Origin of the sequence: Youhaiella tibetensis, assembly GCF_008000755.1 — a bacterium.
In the GTDB taxonomy this organism is placed as follows: domain Bacteria; phylum Pseudomonadota; class Alphaproteobacteria; order Rhizobiales; family Devosiaceae; genus Paradevosia; species Paradevosia tibetensis.
This window is the reverse complement of the sequence record NZ_CP041690.1, coordinates 4,343,729-4,360,956: the sequence shown is the minus strand read 5'-3', so window position 1 is coordinate 4,360,956 and position 17,228 is coordinate 4,343,729. Positions and strand designations below refer to the sequence as shown.

Sequence of the window (17,228 nt, the reverse complement as noted above, 5' to 3'; positions counted from 1 at the left end):
GGGACGATTAAGATGACCAAGATTTCAAATGCCATCGGCGGCAAGCTGGTGATGTCGAGCTCCACACGGACCAGCCCGGTGTTCAATCCGGCGACCGGCGAGGAGATTGCCACGCTCCCGCTCTCGACCAATGCCGAGATCGATGCGGCGGTGGCGGCGGCCAAGGCCGCCTTCCCGGCGTGGTCCAACACGCCGCCGATGAAGCGCGCGCGCATCATGTTCAAGTTCAAGCAGCTCCTGGACGAGCATGCGGACGATCTGGCGCGCGAAATCTCGCGCGAGCACGGCAAGGTGCATGACGATGCGTTGGGCGAAGTGGCGCGCGGCATCGACGTTGTCGATTTCGCCTGCGGCATCCCGCAGCTCCTCAAGGGCGAATTCTCGCGCAATGTCGGGCCGAACATCGATTCCTATTCGGATCGTCAGGCGCTCGGCGTCGTCGCCGGTATCACGCCGTTCAATTTCCCCGCCATGGTGCCGATGTGGATGTACCCCATCGCCATCGCCTGCGGGAACACCTTCGTCCTCAAGCCCTCCGAGCGCGATCCTTCAGCGCCCATGCTGGCCTGGAAGCTCTTCATGGAAGCCGGGCTTCCCGAGGGCGTCTTCAACGTCGTCCACGGCGACAAGGAAGCGGTCGACCACATTCTCGACCATCCCGACATCAAGGCGGTGTCCTTCGTCGGCTCGACCCCGATCGCCGAATATGTCTACCAGCGCGGCACCAAGGCCGGTAAGCGCGTGCAGGCGCTCGGCGGCGCCAAGAACCACATGATCATCCTGCCCGACGCCGACATGGACCAGGCCGCCGATGCGCTGATGGGCGCCGGCTACGGCTCGGCCGGCGAGCGCTGCATGGCCATTTCCGTTGCCGTGCCGGTGGGCGAGAAGACCGCCGATGCGCTGGTGGCAAAGCTCAAGCCGCGCGTGGAAGCGCTCAAGATCGGTCCGGCGACCGACAAGGACGCCCAGATGGGCCCGATCGTCTCCAAGATGCAGCGCGACAAGATCGTGGGCTATATCGACTCGGGCGTCGAGCAGGGCGCCGAGCTGGTGGTCGACGGCCGCGGCTTCAAGCTGCAGGGCTACGAGAACGGCTTTTTCGTCGGCGGCACGCTCTTCGATCACGTCAAGCCCGACATGAAGATTTACCGCGAGGAGATCTTCGGGCCGGTGCTCTCGGTGGTGCGCGCCAATTCCTACCAGGACGCGGTCGACCTCATCCACGGCCACGAATATGCCAACGGCACGGCCATCTTCACCCGCGACGGCGACGCCGCGCGCGAGTTCGCCGACAAGATCGAAGTGGGCATGGTGGGCATCAACGTGCCGATCCCGGTGCCGGTGGCCTATCACTCCTTCGGCGGCTGGAAGCGCTCGCTCTTCGGCGACCACTCGATCTATGGACCGGAAGGCGTGCACTTCTACACGCGCCTCAAGACCGTCACCACCCGCTGGCCGGCGGGCATCAAGGAAGGTGCCGAATTCACCTTCCCGTCGATGAAATAACCACCAGAAGAGAGACCAAGCATGTCAGCCCCGGGCGAAAACCTCAAAATCAACGGCGATCGGCTCTGGGATAGTCTGATGGACATGGCCAAGATCGGGCCGGGTGTGGCGGGCGGCAACAACCGCCAGACCCTGACCGACGCCGATGGCGAGGGTCGAAAACTCTTCAAGTCGTGGTGCGACGCGGCCGGGCTCACGATGGGCGTGGACGAAATGGGCACCATGTTCGCCCGCCGCGAGGGCACGGACCCGGAAGCGCTGCCGGTCTATGTGGGCAGCCACCTCGATACCCAGCCGACGGGTGGCAAGTATGACGGCGTGCTCGGCGTTCTGGGTGGGCTCGAAGTCGTGCGCACCATGAACGACCTCGGAATCAGGACCAAGCATCCGATCGTGGTCACCAACTGGACCAACGAGGAAGGCACGCGCTTTGCCCCGGCCATGCTGGCCTCGGGCGTCTTTGCCGGCATGCATGATCAGGACTGGGCCTATGCCCGCAAGGATCACGACGGCAAGACTTTCGGCGAGGAGCTGGAGCGGATCGGCTGGAAGGGCACGGAAAAGACCGGGGATCGCAAGATCCACGCCTATTACGAACTCCATATCGAGCAGGGTCCGATCCTAGAGGACGAAAACATCGACATTGGCGTCGTCACCCACGGCCAGGGCCTCAAGTGGCTGCAGGTGACGCTGACCGGCAAGGAAGCCCATACCGGCTCGACGCCGATGCCCAAGCGCCGCAATGCGAGCCTGGGGATGGCGCGGGTGATCGAGCTCGTCCATGAAGTGGCGATGGATTACCAGCCCGACGCCGTGGGCGCTGTCGGCCATATCGACGTCTATCCGAACTCGCGCAACATCATTGTCGGCAAGGCGGTCTTCACCATCGATATCCGCTCGCCCGACAAGGACGTGCTCGACGAGATGGATACGCGCATACGCCTCGGCATCGAGACCATCGCCGAAGCGCTCGATATCGAGTGCGAAGTGGAGCAGGTCGGCCATTTCGATCCCGTCGCGTTCGATCCGAAACTCGTGGACACCGTCCGCGCCGCGGCGGATCGCGCCGGCTATACGCATCGCGACATCGTCTCGGGCGCCGGGCACGACGCCTGCTGGATCAACCGCGTCGCGCCGGCGGCGATGATCTTCTGTCCGTGCGTGGACGGGCTCTCGCACAACGAGGCGGAGAGCATTTCCAAGGAATGGGCGGCGGCGGGAACGGACGTGCTGTTCCACGCGGTGCTCGATACGGCGGAGATCGTGGATTGATCATGGCCCGGCTCCCCGACAGAGGCTCTACGCCCACCTCGCCCCTCCGGGGAGAGGTCGACGCGCAGCGTCGGGTGAGGGGTGCCAAGGTCCTGCGGGCCCGCCAGTTGCGCATCCGGGCCAGCGATGCGGAGAATCGCCTCTGGTATCATCTGCGCAACCGCGCCCTGGGCGGTTTCAAGTTCGCGCGGCAGTTGCCGATCGGCCCCTATGTCGCTGACTTCGTCTGCCGGGAGCGCAACCTCGTCGTCGAGCTCGATGGGGGCCAGCATGACTGGTCCACGACCGATGCCCGACGCACCGAGTGGCTGAATGGCCAGGGATATTCGGTCGTCCGGTTCTGGAACAACGAGGTTCTGGCGAACACGGATGGCATCCTGGAGATGTTGCTTGCGGTCTTGGAGGGGAACCCCTCACCCGACCTCCGCTTCGCTCCGGCCACCCTCTCCCCGACGGGGAGAGGAACAAGAGGTGCCCGTGCGGCCAGCGCCGCTTTTGTGGCACGAAGCAAACAACACCTCCAATCGGTTCCTCTCCCCGTCGGGGAGAGGTTAGGTGAGGGGTCTTAGCCAACCGATCCATCCGCCGCTGAGGGGCGCGGATAGATCCGAACACAGGACTACAAGGGCAGGGATTATGAGCAGCAAGGTTATCAAGGGCGGGACAGTGGTCACCGCCGATCTTTCCTATCCGGCTGACGTCAAAATCGAAGACGGCGTGATCGTCGAGATCGGCAAGAACCTTACCGGCGACGAGGTGCTGGACGCCACCGGCTGCTATGTCATGCCGGGCGGGATCGATCCGCATACGCATCTCGAAATGCCCTTCATGGGCACCTATTCCACCGACGATTTCGAAAGCGGCACGCGCGCCGGGCTCGCCGGCGGCACCACGATGGTCGTGGATTTCTGCCTGCCCAACCCCAACCAGTCGCTGCTCGAAGCGCTGCAGATGTGGGACAACAAGACGGCCAAGGCTTCCGCCGACTATTCGTTCCACATGGCCATTACCTGGTGGGGCGAACAGGTTTTCAACGAAATGGCCGAGGTCGTGGATCGCGGCATCACCACGTTCAAGCATTTCATGGCCTACAAGGGCTCGCTGATGGTGGATGACGACGAGATGTTCTCGTCCTTCCAGCGCTGCGCGGACCTGGGCGCACTGCCGCTCGTCCATGCCGAGAACGGCGACGTCGTGGCGCAGATGACGGCGAAGCTCCTCGCCGAAGGCAATAACGGGCCGGAAGGCCATGCCTATTCGCGTCCGCCCGAAGTTGAAGGCGAGGCCACCAATCGCGCCATCATGATCGCCGACATGGCGGGCGTGCCGCTCTATGTGGTGCACGTTTCGTGCGAACAGAGCCACGAAGCCATCCGCCGCGCCCGCGCCAAGGGGATGCGCGTCTTCGGCGAACCGCTGATCCAGCACCTGGTGCTCGACGAGAGCGAATATTTCAACCAGGACTGGGACTATGCGGCGCGCCGGGTGATGAGCCCGCCCTTCCGCAACAAGCAGCACCAGGATTCGCTGTGGTCGGGCCTGGCCTCGGGTTCGCTCCAGGTGGTGGCCACCGACCATTGTGCCTTCACCACCGAGCAGAAGCGAAACGGCATCGGCAATTTCGCCAAGATCCCCAATGGCACGGGGGGCCTGGAAGACCGCATGCCGCTGCTCTGGACCAAGGGCGTCAATACCGGCCGGCTGACCCCCAACGAATTCGTGGCCGTCACCTCCACCAACATCGCCAAGATCCTCAACTGCTACCCCAAGAAGGGAGCGATCCTCGTGGGCGCGGACGCCGACATCGTCGTCTGGGACCCCAAGCGCAAGAAGACCATTTCGGCCGCGAGCCAGCAGTCGATCATCGACTACAACGTCTTTGAAGGGTTCGAGGTCGAGGGCCTGCCGCGCTACGTGCTGACGCGCGGCGAGGTCGCCATCGTCGAGGACAAGGTGGACGCCAGGCCCGGCCATGGCCAGTTCGTGGGCCGCGAGCCCAGGGGGGCGGTCAACCGCGCGCTCTCGACCTGGAAAGAGATCACCGCGCCGCGAAAAGTGCAGCGCTCCGGCATTCCGGCGACGGGTGTTTGATGACGGCCGACCTTACTCTCGATACCGCCCGCGCCGCGCCGTCCCAATCGGCCGGCGCGCCGGCAGCCGTGGTTTCCGCTCGTGGACTGGGCCTGACCTTTTCGACCAATGACGGGCCCGTCCATGCGCTTTCGGACGTCAACCTCGACATAAACAAGGGCGAATTCGTTTCCTTCATCGGCCCCTCCGGGTGCGGCAAGACCACGTTCCTGCGCACCATCGCCGATCTCGAACAGCCGACCGCCGGCACGCTCACCGTCAACGGCATGAGCCCGCAGGCTGCGCGCGAGAGCCGGGCCTATGGCTATGTCTTCCAGGCGCCGGCGCTTTTCCCGTGGCGCACCATCGAGAAGAACGTGGCGCTGCCGCTCGAAGTCATGGGCTATGCCGAGGCCGACAAGGCCGAACGCATCCGCCGCACGCTCGAGCTGGTGAACCTGACGGGCTTCGAAAAAAAATTCCCCTGGCAGCTTTCGGGCGGCATGCAGCAACGCGCCTCCATTGCCCGCGCCCTGGCCTTCGACGCCGACCTCCTGCTCATGGACGAGCCTTTTGGCGCGCTCGACGAGATCGTGCGGGATCACCTCAATTCCGAGCTTTTGAAGCTTTGGGCGCGGACGCAAAAAACCATCTGCTTCGTGACGCACTCGATTCCCGAGGCGGTCTATCTCTCGACCAAGATCGTGGTGATGTCACCGCGTCCGGGCCGGGTGACCGACGTCATCGACTCCACGCTTCCCGCCGAGCGGCCGCTCGATATCCGCGAGACCCCGGAATTCCTGGCCATCGCCGCCCGCGTCCGCGACGGCCTGCGCGCCGGCCATTCGTACGAGGAATAGGGCGGCGATGAACCACGGCAAGAACGCCATCCCCGTCATCATCGTGCTCCTGGCGCTCGTCGTCATCTGGTACGCCGCCTCGCTCTGGCTCAATACGCCCTGGCAATACCAGGTCTACGCCAACAAGGGCGTCACCGACTGGACGGCGCAGCAATTCGTCTTCGATGCCTGGGCGCAGGACCGGCCGGTGCTGCCCTCGCCGCACCAGGTAGCGGGCGAGATCTGGAAGACCACCGCCGAGTTGGCGGTCACCTCCAAGAAGAGCCTCTTCTACCACGCCTGGATTACACTCTCGGCGACGTTGGCGGGGTTCGTGCTCGGCACGGCGCTGGGCATCCTGCTGGCGGTGCTGATCGTCCATAACGGGGCGATGAACCGCTCGCTCATGCCCTGGGTCATTGCCAGCCAGACCATTCCGATCCTGGCGCTGGCGCCGCTTTTCGTCGTCATCGGCTTCAACCTCTTCACCGCGCCCCCGCTCGGCCTGCCGGCCGATACGGCGCGCTTCATCTCCAAGGCCATCATCTCGGCCTATCTGGCGTTCTTTCCGGTGACGGTGGGCATGGTGAAGGGGCTGCGCAGCCCCGAATTCATCCAGATGGACCTCATGCACACCTATAATGCCTCGGCCGCCCAGGTGTTCTGGAAGCTGCGCTGGCCCTCGGCGCTGCCCTATCTCTTCACCTCGATGAAAGTGGGCGTGGCCGCCAGCCTCGTCGGGGCCATCGTGGGCGAAATGCCGACGGGGGCCGTGGCCGGCCTGGGCGCGCGGCTGCTGGCCGGCTCCTATTACGGGCAGACCGTCCAGATCTGGTCGGCGCTCTTCGCCGCCTCGGCGCTGGCGGCGGTTCTGGTCATCGCCGTGGGCGTGGTCGAAAAACTCGTCAATGCCCGCATGGGAGCGCGTCCGGCATGAGCCAGCTCCAGCATTATCTCGCCATCGTCGCCGGTGGCGTCTGCGCCCTCGCCTTCGCGCTGCTCGTCGCCTGGGGTTTTTCCGGCCAGTTCGCCATTGCGCTGGTGCTGGCGCTGGGCATCGTTTCGCTCGGGCGCTTCTGGCTGGGCTGGTCGCTCTGGATGGACGGCGCCATAGCACTGGTGGGCGCCATCCTCCTGATGCTGGCGCTGCCGGGCATCGTGCCGGCGCCGACCTGGTTCTGGGCGGCGCTGATCGCCTTCTGGCTTTTCGGCTGGCTGTTCGTCGAACGGCTCTCCAAGGCCATTTCCGACAAGCGGGTCGACCAGCGCATCGGCATCATCATTCCGATCGTCTTCGGGGCGGCGCTGCTCGTTATCTGGGAGGCCATCACGGTGGGCGCGGCGGTGCCGACGGTCATCATGCCGCCGCCATCGATGATCTGGCAGAAGCTGATCTCGAGCGTGCCCACGCTCATCGCCGATTTCCAGCAGACCTTCCTCAAGGCGGTGCTCATCGGCTACGTGCTCGGGTGCGGATCGGGGTTCCTCGTCGCCATCCTCATCGACCGCTCGCCGTTCTTCAAACGGGGCCTCCTGCCGCTGGGCAATTTCGTTTCGGCCCTGCCCATCATCGGGGTCGCCCCGATCATGGTGATGTGGTTCGGCTTCGACTGGCCCTCCAAGGCCGCGGTCGTCGTCGTGATGACGTTCTTTCCGATGCTGGTGAACACCATCGCGGGCCTCTCGGCTTCCTCGAACATGGAGCGCGACCTCATGCGCACCTATGCTTCGGGGTACTGGCAGACCCTCTTCAAGTTGCGCTTGCCCGCCGCGGCGCCCTTCATCTTCAATGCCTTGAAGATCAACTCGACCCTGGCGCTGATCGGGGCGATCGTGGCGGAATTCTTCGGGACGCCCATTGTGGGAATGGGCTTCCGGATATCGACCGAAGTCGGCCGGATGAATGTCGACATGGTTTGGGCGGAGATCGCGGTGGCGGCGGTCGCGGGCTCCGTCTTCTATGGGGTGATCACCCTCATCGAGAGGGCCGTCACCTTCTGGCACCCGTCCGTCCGTGGTGGATGAGGCGGGTAATCAAGGGAAAGGGGAAACGTCAATGCATAAGCTTATAGGAGGCCTTCTGGCGGGCGTCATGTCGCTCGCCGCGGCCGGCATGGCGCAGGCGGCCGATCCGGTCACGCTCCAGCTCAAGTGGGTGACCCAGGCGCAGTTCGCCGGCTATTACGTGGCCAAGGACAAGGGCTTTTACACCGACGAAGGCATCGACATCACCATCAAGCCGGGCGGCCCGGATATCGCCCCCGAGCAGGTGATCGCCGGCGGCGGCGCCGATGTGATCGTGGACTGGATGGGCGGGGCCCTGGCCGCGCGCGAAAAGGGCGTGCCGCTGGTCAATATCGCCCAGCCATTCAAGAAGTCCGGCCTGCTCATGATCTGCCCCAAGGACGGCCCGGTGCAGACCGAAGCCGACTTCAAGGGCCACACCCTGGGCGTCTGGTTCTTCGGCAACGAATATCCGTTCTACGCCTGGATGAACAAGCTGGGCATCCCGACCGATGGCGGGGCCGATGGCGTCAACGTGCTCAAGCAATCGTTCGACGTGCAGCCGCTCATCCAGAAGCAGGCCGACTGCATCTCGGTGATGACCTATAACGAGCTCGGCCAGGCGATCGATGCCGGCTTCACCAAGGACAAGCTGGTGATCTTCAACTACACCGATCTCGGCAACGACCTGCTCGAGGACGGGCTCTACGCCATGGGCGACAAGCTGGCCGACCCGGCCTTCGCCGACAAGATGGTGCGGTTCGTGCGCGCCTCCCAGAAGGGCTGGCAATATGCCATCGACAATCCCGACGAGGCCGCCCAGATCGTCATCGACAACGATGAATCGGGTGCCCAGACGCTCGACCATCAGAAGTACATGATGAGCGAAGTCGCCAAGCTCGTCGACCCGCATGACTTCAAGCTCGACATGGCCGCCTACGATCGCACCGAGAAGGCCCTGCTCGACCAGAAGATCATCGCCAACAAGCCGCAGGGCGCCTACACGAGCGAGATCACCGACAAGCTCTGAGGGGGGCTTTCGGGACACTAGGACAGAGGCGGGGGAAACCCCGCCTCTGCTTTTTGCGCCGGAACCAATGCCGTCTCGCTTGGTTGATGCAGGCATAACTGCGTCAGAAAAAGGCAGAAACAAATGAACGGCATCATCTACCTGGTCGGGCTCGTCGTGGTCATCATGGCCATCCTTTCCTTCCTGGGCCTGCACTGAAATGGCTCTGCAAGAGGAGGGTTACATGGCAGTGGAAACAGATATCGTCGCCGTCGCCGCGCCAACGGGCGCGAGCGACTCCTATGTGGATTGGCCGGCGATTTTCGCCGGTATCGTGCTCGCCGTGGCGCTGGGCCTGGTCATGCTGACCTTCGGGTCGGCGATCGGGCTTTCCATGGTCAATTTCTCGGCCGCCCCCGATGTCTCCCCGGTCTGGGTGGCGATCGCGGCGGGCACCTGGCTGCTCTGGGTGGAGGTCTCGTGCGCCATGGCCGGCGGCTACCTCACCGGTCGCATGCGCCGGCGCATGCATGACGCCACCGAGCATGAATCGGACGTGCGCGACGGCGCCCATGGCCTGCTGGTCTGGGCCGGCGCCACGATCGTGGCGGTCATGGTGGCGCTGACGGGGCTCGGCGCGGCGGTCAATACCGCCGGGTCGGCCGCAGCGACCGTGACGCAGGCGGCGTCGAACGTTGCCGAAGGCGGCATCGACAATGCCACGGCCTATTTCACCGATGCGCTCTTCCGCCCTGCAGCGCCGGCCGCTGGGGCAGCAGCTACGCCCACTCCGCCCGCTGCGGTGGGCACGGCCGTCAATATCTCCGACGCCCGCGGGGAAGCGGCCCGCATTCTCACCCAGTCGGCCGCCAATGGCGCGGTCAGTGACGCGGACAAGGCCTACCTGGCCCAGATCGTGGCCGGCAATACCGGCCTGAGCCAGGCCGATGCGCAGGCCCGGGTCGACCAGGTTCTGGCCGACGCCCAGGCCGCCAAGGACAAGGCGGCGGCGGCCGCCGAGACGGCGCGCAAGACTTCGGTCCTTGCCGCGTTCCTCACGGCCGCCTCGTTCCTGGTCGCCGCGGCCGGGGCCTATTGGGCCGCCTCGATGGGCGGACGTCACCGCGACGAAGGCACGGTGTTCGCCGATGTCTTCCGGCGCTACTGAGCGAAAAGGAGAACCGCGATGTTTCGAGCTTTGGGCCTGTGGCTCCTGGGCGTGCCGATCTGGCTGATCATCATCATCCTGCTCTTCATCCATCGCTAGGAGCGGGGCAAAATCAAAGAGGCGGAGCCCAGGGCTCCGCCTCTTTTCGTTGGTGGAGAATCTTCAGTAGGCCGGGGGGTCGCTCGCCGGAAAGCTCTCGTCGGCCGCCTCATCCACCTTGTCCCACTTCCCCGGCTTTTCGGCCTGGGAATTGGGACCGGCCGGACGGATCTGGACCTTCGAGGTCACCGGGCCCGGCTTCTTGCCGTCGCGAAAGGCGGCGGCGCCCTTGGGATCGGGCTGGGCCTTGTCCTTGTTCATGGTCTTCTCCATTGCGTTACGCCAAGGGGAATAACCCGCCAGGGGCAGGGAGCGTTGCACCCTCAATCAGGCTTTCGCAGCATGCCGCCATAGATGCCGGGCACCGAATCGGGCACCTCGAAGGCATCGAGCTTCTTGCGGTAGAAGGCCACCGGCCCCGCCCCTCCTATGATGGCATATTGATAGCCAGCCTCGCGCATGCCCTTGAGCGTGGCGATGAGCAGTGCTTCCCCGATCCCCTGGCCACGCTGGCTCTCATCGACCCCCGTCGGGCCGAAAAAGCCGCGCGCGGTGGCGTCGTAGCAGGCAAAGCCGAGCAATTGCCCGTCGCGGACGGCGATATAGAGCCCCACCGCCTGGTGGCTGAGCGCCACCATGGCTTCGGCCACCCAGTGGTGGGAGAAGTGCCGGCCGATCCACTCGCGGATGATCTCGCCTTCCGGCGCCATGGCCCGGCGCACGACGATGCCCTTGGCGGCAACCCGCGCCTCGGTGTCGATCTCGGGCAGGGTATAGAGCTTGATGAGCAGGTCAGGCATTTCCGGCCTCCGCAATGTTGTAGAGACTGGGCATCAGCGCGGCGATGCCGATGAAGCGCGAAAAATCCTTGGCGCCCGGAGCGGTCCAGCCGGTCTCGGCGATGGCCGAAAGGCGCGGGAACACCAGGTGCTCGAAGACGGCGCGGTCGGTCATGGGTTCGGACCAGATGCAGGCCTGGACGCCCAGGAGCCGGGCCTTCTCGTCCGCGCTCCAGCCGGCGCCGGGGTCGAACCGATAGGTTTGTTCGGGCGTCGAGTTGCCCGCCCAGTTGGCGCCCGGCTCGCACCAGTCGGCGGTGAAGGCCATGTCGAGATAGTAGTGCTGGCCTGGGGCCACGACGACGTCATAGCCTTGGGCCGCCAGGCGCTGGTTGGCGGCCACGTTCCGCCAGCCCACCAGATAGCAGTCCGCCTTGTCGATGCCACCGCCCTCGCAGGCTTCTTCCCAGGCTCCCGTGATCTTGCCGCGCGAGCGCAGGAACGCCTGCACGCGGCGCAGGAAGTGGGCCTGGAGTTCGTGGGTGCCGCCCCCGCCCATGCTCTGGAGCAGCGCGCGGGCCTGGGGCGAGGACGTCCAGGCGTCGGCCGGCACTTCATCGGCGCCGACATGGAAGTATTTCGAGGGAAAGAGCGCGCACAATTCGGCGAAGATGGTTTCGAGCACGCCATAGACCGTCTCGACCGCCGGGTTGAGGCAGTTGTTGGGAAAATCCTGGATGGAGTGGTAGAGCCCGTTCTCGCCCGGATCGCGCAGGCTCGGAATCGCCTGGAGCAGGGCGTAGCAGTGGCCGGGCACGTCGATCTCGGGCAGCACCTCGATACCCAGCCTTTCGCCCAGGGCGATGATCTGCCGCGCCGCGGCCTTGGTGTAAAAGCCGCCGTTGCGCTCGGGGCCCGAACCCAGTTGCGGGGTGATGGCCATGCCGTGGCCGCGCCAGGCGGCCTTGTCGGTGAGTTCGGGATAGGCCTCGATCTCGATGCGCCAGGCCTCGTCGTCCGACAGGTGCCAGTGGAGGCGGTTCATCTTGTTCCAGGCGAGGATGCGCAGGAACTGGGCTACCTCGGCGGTGCCGTAGAACTGGCGGGCGACGTCGAAATGGCTGCCGCGCCAGCCATGGGCGGGCGCATCGACGATGGTGCCGTCGGTCGGGAAGGCGAAATTTTCGGGGTGGAGGCGCGCGCCGCGAGCCATCTGGCCCAATGTTATGAGGCCATAGAGATGGCCCTGGGGCCGGGAAGCCAGGACAGTGGCGCCCGCCGGCCCGAAGACGATCTCGTAGGCTTCCTCGCCCAGCCTCTCCCTGGCTTCGAGCGCGACCGGATAGCCGTCCTCCTCGGGCGGGCGCACCATGCCGAAGCCGGGAAAGAGATGATCGGTGAGCTCCCTGAAGGTCTCGGCGACCTCTGCGTCGCCCGAAATCGCCAGCCCCATCGGCGCGGTGCGATTGCCCGAAACCGCTACCCGGTTGGGCCAGGGGATGATGGAAAGCGATTCTGGGACCGATCCCACAACGGGCATCGAAATAACGCCCCGGCGCAGCGCGGAGGAGTCTCCGGCAAGGGTGGTGGGGGCGACCGAAACCCGGTGCACCGAGCCGTCCGCCAGGGTGACCATGGCGCCCACGGCCCCGTCGGTCCAATGGCGCAGGGCGAAATCGAGCCCGGTGGCGCTCACCACCCATTCGGCTCCCGGAGCGAGCGTCAAATCCCTGGGCGCGGCGATTTCCTGCCAGCTGCCGCTCTGGTCCACGAACATGCCGCCCTCGAGCGTGGCGCTGCGGCCCATGCGGCCGGGGCCGGAATAGCCGAGCTTGAAGCCCTTGAGGGGCGTGGGCGAGGCGTTCATGAGGCGCAGCTCATAGCGGCCCGCTTCGCCATCGGGGCCGGGGGTATAGGTGGAACTCAGCTTGAGGTTGGGCGCGTCCATTTCAACTCCTCTTTGAAACCGCCCCTAGTTGTTAGCGGAGCCCCGGCTGCGCCGCAACGGCGGCCCTGTTCAAGCCGCCCGCGCCCGGCTACCAATGAGGCACGTACCGCATCAACGAGTGGGGAGGCTCGCGACCGGTGGCTGAAGCAAGACGCATGGGCATTGGCATCATTGGATGCGGCAATATTTCGGGCGCCTATCTCAAGGCGGCCAGGAGCTTTCCGGTGCTCGACATCCGGGCGGTGGCCGACCTGCGGCCGGAAGTGGCCGCGGCGCGGGCGGCCGAACATGGGCTGGTGGCCAAATCCATCGGGGCGCTGCTGGCCGATCGGGAGATCGGGCTGGTCATCAACCTCACCATCCCGCGGGCGCATGTGGATGTGGGGCTGCGCGTGCTGGCGGCGGGCAAGCATGTCTATTCGGAAAAGCCGCTGGGGGTCGAATTCGCCGAAGGCAGGCGCCTGCTCGAGGCGGCGCGCGCCGCCGGCCTGCGCGTCGGCTCGGCGCCCGACACCTTTCTGGGCGGAGCGCACCAGACGGCCCGGCAGCTCGTGGATGCCGGCACCATCGGCCAGCCGATCGGGGGCACGGCCTTCTTCATGTGCCCGGGCCACGAGAGCTGGCACCCGGACCCCGCCTTCTACTATGATTTCGGCGGCGGGCCGATGCTTGATATGGGACCATACTATATCACCGACCTCGTCAACCTCCTCGGTCCGGTGGCCCAGGTCTCGGGCATGACCTCGATGGCGCGGCGCGAGCGCGTCATCACCAGCGCCCTCAAGAAGGGGCAGGTGATGCCGGTCAAGGTGCCGACCCATGTCGCGGGCACGCTGCGCTTTGCCAACGGGGCGATCGTGCAGATCGCCATGAGCTTCGATGTGGCCGGGCACAACCATTCCCCGCTCGAGATCTACGGCACCGAGGCCAGCCTGCTCGTGCCCGATCCCAACAATTTCGGCGGGGAGGTGAAGGTTCGGCGGCCCGGTGGGGACTGGGTCGATGAAGCCGTGACGCTGCCCTATGCGGACGGCAATTATCGTTCGCTGGGGGTGGCGGACATGGCCCATGCCATTCTCGCCAACCGCCCGCACCGGGCGAGCGGCGATCTGGCGCTGCACGTGCTCGAAGTCATGGAAGCCTTCGACAAATCATCGCGGAGCGGGCAGGTTGTGGAGATCACCACTCCCCTCGAGCGACCGGCTCCGATCGGCGCCTCGCTCGTGGACGGACGGATCGCCTGACCCCGAACGCGCGTTGAGACCGGCATGGAACGCTTCAGACCCAGCAAGAGCCATGCCCGCCTCGGCGCCGAGTTCTACGATCCGGTGGCCGCCGCGGTCTTTCCGCAGACGATCCTGCGCTTCCGCAACCAGGCCTGGGCCGAACGGGTCGGCCTCGGGCACCTCGACGAAGACGCCTGGCTCGACCATTTCGGACGGTTCAAGACGCTGAGCGGGAGCTTCGAGGAACCGCTGGCGCTGCGCTACCACGGCCACCAGTTCCGCTCCTACAACCCGGACCTCGGGGACGGGCGGGGTTTCCTCTTCGCGCAGATGCACGACCTCGAGGATGGCCGGCTCCTCGACCTCGGAACCAAGGGAAGCGGGCGCACGCCGTGGTCACGGGGCGGGGACGGCAGGCTCACGCTCAAGGGCGGGGTGCGCGAGGTGCTGGCAACCCAGATGCTTGAGGCCCAGGGCGTCTATACCTCCAAGAGCTTTTCGCTGATCGAGACCGGGGAGGAACTGCAGCGCGGGGACGAGCCCTCGCCCACGCGCTCCTCGGTGCTGGTGCGGCTGAGCCATTCTCATATCCGCATCGGCACCTTCCAGCGGCTGGCCTATCTCGAGGATTTCGAGAGCCTGGGGCGCCTCATCGACTATTGCATCACCGCCTACATGCCCGAGCTCGCGGCCCCGGCGATGGAGACGCGGGCGCGCAACCTGCTCGAGCGGGTGGCCCGCAACGGGGCGCGGCTGGCGGCGCAGTGGACGGCGGCCGGGTTCGTGCACGGCGTGCTCAACTCGGACAACATCAACATCACGGGGGAGAGCTTCGACTACGGTCCCTGGCGGTTCCTGCCCGCCTACGATCCGCACTTCACCGCCGCCTATTTCGATGAGACCGGGCTTTATGCCTTCGGCAACCAGCCGGACGCGGTGGCCTGGAACGCGACGCGCCTCGCCGAGTGCCTGGTGCCGCTCTCGAGCATCGCGTTGCTCGAGCCGGCGCTCAACACCTTCTGGCCCGAGTTCCGCCTGCAATTGTCGGCGGCGCTGCTGCGCAGGCTGGGGCTGCGCTCGGCGGGCGAAGACGCCGACAGCAATTTCGCCGGCGCGCTCTTTCCCTATCTTGCCGAGAGCCGGGCGCCCTACGAGCAATTCTTCTTCGATTGGCGCGGCGGCGCCCGCAGCATGGAGCGGGCGGCGCGCAGTCCCTCGGCCGAGCTCTATGCCAGCGAGGCGTTTCGGCCCATCGCCAACCTGCTCGAAGCGTTCGAGCCGAGCGAGAGCGTCAATCTCGACCATCCCTATTTCGCCCGGGAAAAGCCGCGCACGCTCATCATCGATGAGGTCGAAGCGATCTGGGCGCCGATCGCGGAGGCCGACGATTGGGGACGGCTCGAAGCGACGCTCGCCGAGATTGCCGCGATGCGCGAGGCCTATGGCGGGGACCGCTAGGCCGCGCTTCGCCAGGTTTTCGCTTCCCCGCTGGGTTTCGAAAGGAGCTGCGCGACGCCGCTCCGGTTCCCCCTACTTGCCGGCGGCCCAGTCGACGATGCCCTGCCAGAGCGGGGCATAGCCTGGCCATTCCACGAACGGCGGCGGGGCCCAGTGGGGGCCGCAATCGCTGGTGAAGGCGACGGTGCGACCCTGCCCATAGGTGCCGGTGACCAACAGCGGATCGTCCCCGACCGTGACCACGACATTGCCGCCTTCCTTGGGCGTCACGCGGTTGTAGCCGAGCATGTCGGGCCAGTCTCCGTTGACCGAGGCAACGGTATCGTGGCTCAAGGCAACCTTTGGGGTGATACCCTGCGGGCTCTCGACGCGATCGTCGAACCGGCTCAGGGTCACGGGCAGGATGTCCTCGATGGCGGTGCCGGCATACTGGCCCTTGGCATCGATGCCCTGGAAGGTGAGGTAGCCGCCCACCATCACGAAACCGCCGCCACGCGCGACATAGTCCCGGATGGAATGGAGGCGATTGGGCAGCACCTTGGATTTGGTGAACGTTTCCGGGTGCAGCAGGAGCGTATTGGCGCCGATATCGGAGAGGATGACGCAGTCATAGGCTGCCAGGTCCTCGGCGGTATAGGGGAAGTCGCGCGCGGCGACGTGCGAGGGCTGGAAATCAACGGTCCAGCCGCCCGCCTCGAGCGCGGCCTTGAGCCACTTCACGCCCTCCGAGTATTCGGTGGTGGTGAAGCTGTCAAAACCCTTCTGGTGGATGGAGTGAACCGTCCAGGATTCCCCGGCGATCAGAACGCGTTTGGTCATGAAAAGGTCTAGTCCTTGGGTGGGCGGGCGACCGAGTCGCGGATCACCAGTTCCACCGGCAATTGCGTCACGTCCGCCACGTCCTGCTTGTTGAGAAGCGCCAGCAGGGTCTGGAACCCCAAGCGCCCGATGGCGGCGATCGGCTGGCGGATCGTCGTCAGCGCCGGGCTGGTGAGCTCGGCAAAGGGCATGTCGTCGAAGCCGACGATGGAAAGGTCCTTGGGCGCCGCCAATCCCAGTTCGCGCAGCGCCCCGAGAATGCCGATGGCGTTGTAGTCGCTCTGGGCGAAGACGGCGGTGGGCCGATCGGCGCGGGCGAGCAGGTCGAGCGCGGCGGCCCGGCCGAAGTCGCGGGTATATTCACCCAGGAACACGTCTTGTGGCGCCAAGGCCAGGCCGGCCTCGGCCAGGGCCCTTTCGAAGCCGGCGCGGCGCTCGCCCACCGAAAACAGGCCCTCGGGGCCGCCGATCATGCCGATGCGGGTGTGGCCCATCTCGATCAGGTGCCGGCCGGCGAGATAGCCGCCCGAAATATTGTCGGCATAGACGCGCGGGGCGTTCACGCCCGGGATTTCCTCGTCGATCATGACCACGTTCTCGTGGCCGGCGATGAGCCGGGCGAGCGAGCCGTCGTCGGGCGCGTTGGTCATCATGATCAGGCCGTCCACATGGCGGTCCGAGAGGCGGTTGAGGCAGGCGATCTCGCGCTCGCGCCGGCCGTGCGTGGAGGACATGAAGACGGCGTAGCCGTGGTTTTCCGCCTCGTCCTCCACGGCGGAGGCAAGTTCGGCGAAGAACGGGTTGCCGATCTCGGGGGCGACGAGGCCGATGGCCTCGGTCTTGCCGGTCGAGAGACGCTTGGCCAGCAGGTTCGGCCGGTAGTCGAGCTTGGCGATCGAGGCGTCGATGCGGGCGGCCGTCGCCGCCGGCAATTCGATGCGGTTGTTGAGATAGCGCGAGACAGTGGTCGGCGACACACCGGCATCTTCAGCTACGTCGTGAATCGTGGCCATAAGGCTCCCCTCAGC

General features: G+C 65.7%; 16 protein-coding genes. 11 read left to right on the top strand and 5 right to left on the bottom strand.

From position 1 onward, the window contains the following. The first annotated feature begins 12 nt into the window (after positions 1-12). The 9 genes from FNA67_RS21420 to FNA67_RS21380 all read left to right on the top strand — a co-directional run bounded on the left by FNA67_RS21420 (position 13) and on the right by FNA67_RS21380 (position 9,871). Positions 13-1,509, top strand: coding sequence for a CoA-acylating methylmalonate-semialdehyde dehydrogenase (locus tag FNA67_RS21420; RefSeq protein WP_147658063.1), 1,497 nt, complete (start codon positions 13-15; stop codon positions 1,507-1,509). Positions 1,510-1,530: 21 nt separating this feature from the next. Next, the gene (locus tag FNA67_RS21415; protein ID WP_147658062.1) at positions 1,531-2,781 is read left to right on the top strand and encodes a Zn-dependent hydrolase; all 1,251 of its coding nucleotides are present in this window, start codon (positions 1,531-1,533) and stop codon (positions 2,779-2,781) included. Between the two features lie 2 nt (positions 2,782-2,783). Then, positions 2,784-3,350 carry an endonuclease domain-containing protein gene (locus FNA67_RS21410; protein ID WP_147658275.1) on the top strand — a complete coding sequence of 189 codons (567 nt, stop codon included), beginning with the start codon at positions 2,784-2,786 and terminating at the stop codon, positions 3,348-3,350. Between the two features lie 67 nt (positions 3,351-3,417). Further along, positions 3,418-4,872: a dihydropyrimidinase gene (gene hydA / locus FNA67_RS21405; protein ID WP_147658061.1), complete on the top strand. Its 1,455-nt coding sequence runs from the start codon at positions 3,418-3,420 to the stop codon at positions 4,870-4,872. Then, positions 4,872-5,711: an ABC transporter ATP-binding protein gene (locus tag FNA67_RS21400; protein ID WP_147658060.1), complete on the top strand. Its 840-nt coding sequence runs from the start codon at positions 4,872-4,874 to the stop codon at positions 5,709-5,711. Before hydA ends, FNA67_RS21400 begins: the two co-directional genes overlap by 1 nt. 7 nt (positions 5,712-5,718) lie before the next feature. Further along, a complete protein-coding gene (locus FNA67_RS21395) occupies positions 5,719-6,627 on the top strand; it encodes an ABC transporter permease (protein ID WP_049707078.1) in 909 nt (302 codons plus the stop codon). A 161-nt stretch (positions 6,628-6,788) separates the two neighbouring features. Next, a complete protein-coding gene (locus FNA67_RS21390) occupies positions 6,789-7,715 on the top strand; it encodes an ABC transporter permease (protein WP_174851709.1) in 927 nt (308 codons plus the stop codon). A 31-nt stretch (positions 7,716-7,746) separates the two neighbouring features. Beyond that, the gene (locus tag FNA67_RS21385) at positions 7,747-8,724 is read left to right on the top strand and encodes an ABC transporter substrate-binding protein (protein ID WP_049707077.1); all 978 of its coding nucleotides are present in this window, start codon (positions 7,747-7,749) and stop codon (positions 8,722-8,724) included. Between the two features lie 223 nt (positions 8,725-8,947). Further along, positions 8,948-9,871, top strand: a complete 924-nt coding sequence (locus tag FNA67_RS21380; protein ID WP_147658059.1) for a hypothetical protein — start codon at positions 8,948-8,950, stop codon at positions 9,869-9,871. 162 nt (positions 9,872-10,033) lie between these two features. On the opposite strand, the gene FNA67_RS21375 is transcribed toward FNA67_RS21380, so the two are convergent. The 3 genes from FNA67_RS21375 to FNA67_RS21365 all read right to left on the bottom strand — a co-directional run bounded on the left by FNA67_RS21375 (position 10,034) and on the right by FNA67_RS21365 (position 12,697). Continuing rightward, positions 10,034-10,231 carry a hypothetical protein gene (locus tag FNA67_RS21375; protein WP_053168251.1) on the bottom strand — a complete coding sequence of 66 codons (198 nt, stop codon included), beginning with the start codon at positions 10,229-10,231 and terminating at the stop codon, positions 10,034-10,036. 62 nt (positions 10,232-10,293) lie between these two features. Then, positions 10,294-10,770 carry a GNAT family N-acetyltransferase gene (locus FNA67_RS21370; protein WP_147658058.1) on the bottom strand — a complete coding sequence of 159 codons (477 nt, stop codon included), beginning with the start codon at positions 10,768-10,770 and terminating at the stop codon, positions 10,294-10,296. Further along, positions 10,763-12,697, bottom strand: coding sequence for a beta-N-acetylhexosaminidase (locus FNA67_RS21365; protein ID WP_147658057.1), 1,935 nt, complete (start codon positions 12,695-12,697; stop codon positions 10,763-10,765). Before FNA67_RS21365 ends, FNA67_RS21370 begins: the two co-directional genes overlap by 8 nt. 155 nt (positions 12,698-12,852) lie before the next feature. Between FNA67_RS21365 and FNA67_RS21360 the strand changes: the two genes are divergently transcribed. Both FNA67_RS21360 and FNA67_RS21355 read left to right on the top strand, forming a co-directional pair. Then, positions 12,853-13,941: a Gfo/Idh/MocA family protein gene (locus FNA67_RS21360; protein WP_147658273.1), complete on the top strand. Its 1,089-nt coding sequence runs from the start codon at positions 12,853-12,855 to the stop codon at positions 13,939-13,941. 24 nt (positions 13,942-13,965) lie between these two features. Continuing rightward, complete coding sequence (locus FNA67_RS21355; RefSeq protein WP_147658056.1) at positions 13,966-15,381, top strand: protein adenylyltransferase SelO; 1,416 nt, start codon at positions 13,966-13,968, stop codon at positions 15,379-15,381. Between the two features lie 72 nt (positions 15,382-15,453). Here FNA67_RS21355 and FNA67_RS21350 read toward each other — a convergent pair whose 3' ends face one another. Together FNA67_RS21350 and FNA67_RS21345 are read right to left on the bottom strand one after the other, a co-directional pair. Continuing rightward, the gene (locus FNA67_RS21350; RefSeq protein ID WP_049707070.1) at positions 15,454-16,200 is read right to left on the bottom strand and encodes a glutamine amidotransferase; all 747 of its coding nucleotides are present in this window, start codon (positions 16,198-16,200) and stop codon (positions 15,454-15,456) included. A gap of 8 nt (positions 16,201-16,208) precedes the next feature. Further along, on the bottom strand, positions 16,209-17,213 hold the full coding sequence (locus FNA67_RS21345) for a LacI family DNA-binding transcriptional regulator (protein ID WP_210246411.1): 1,005 nt from the start codon (positions 17,211-17,213) through the stop codon (positions 16,209-16,211). Positions 17,214-17,228 lie beyond the last annotated feature (15 nt).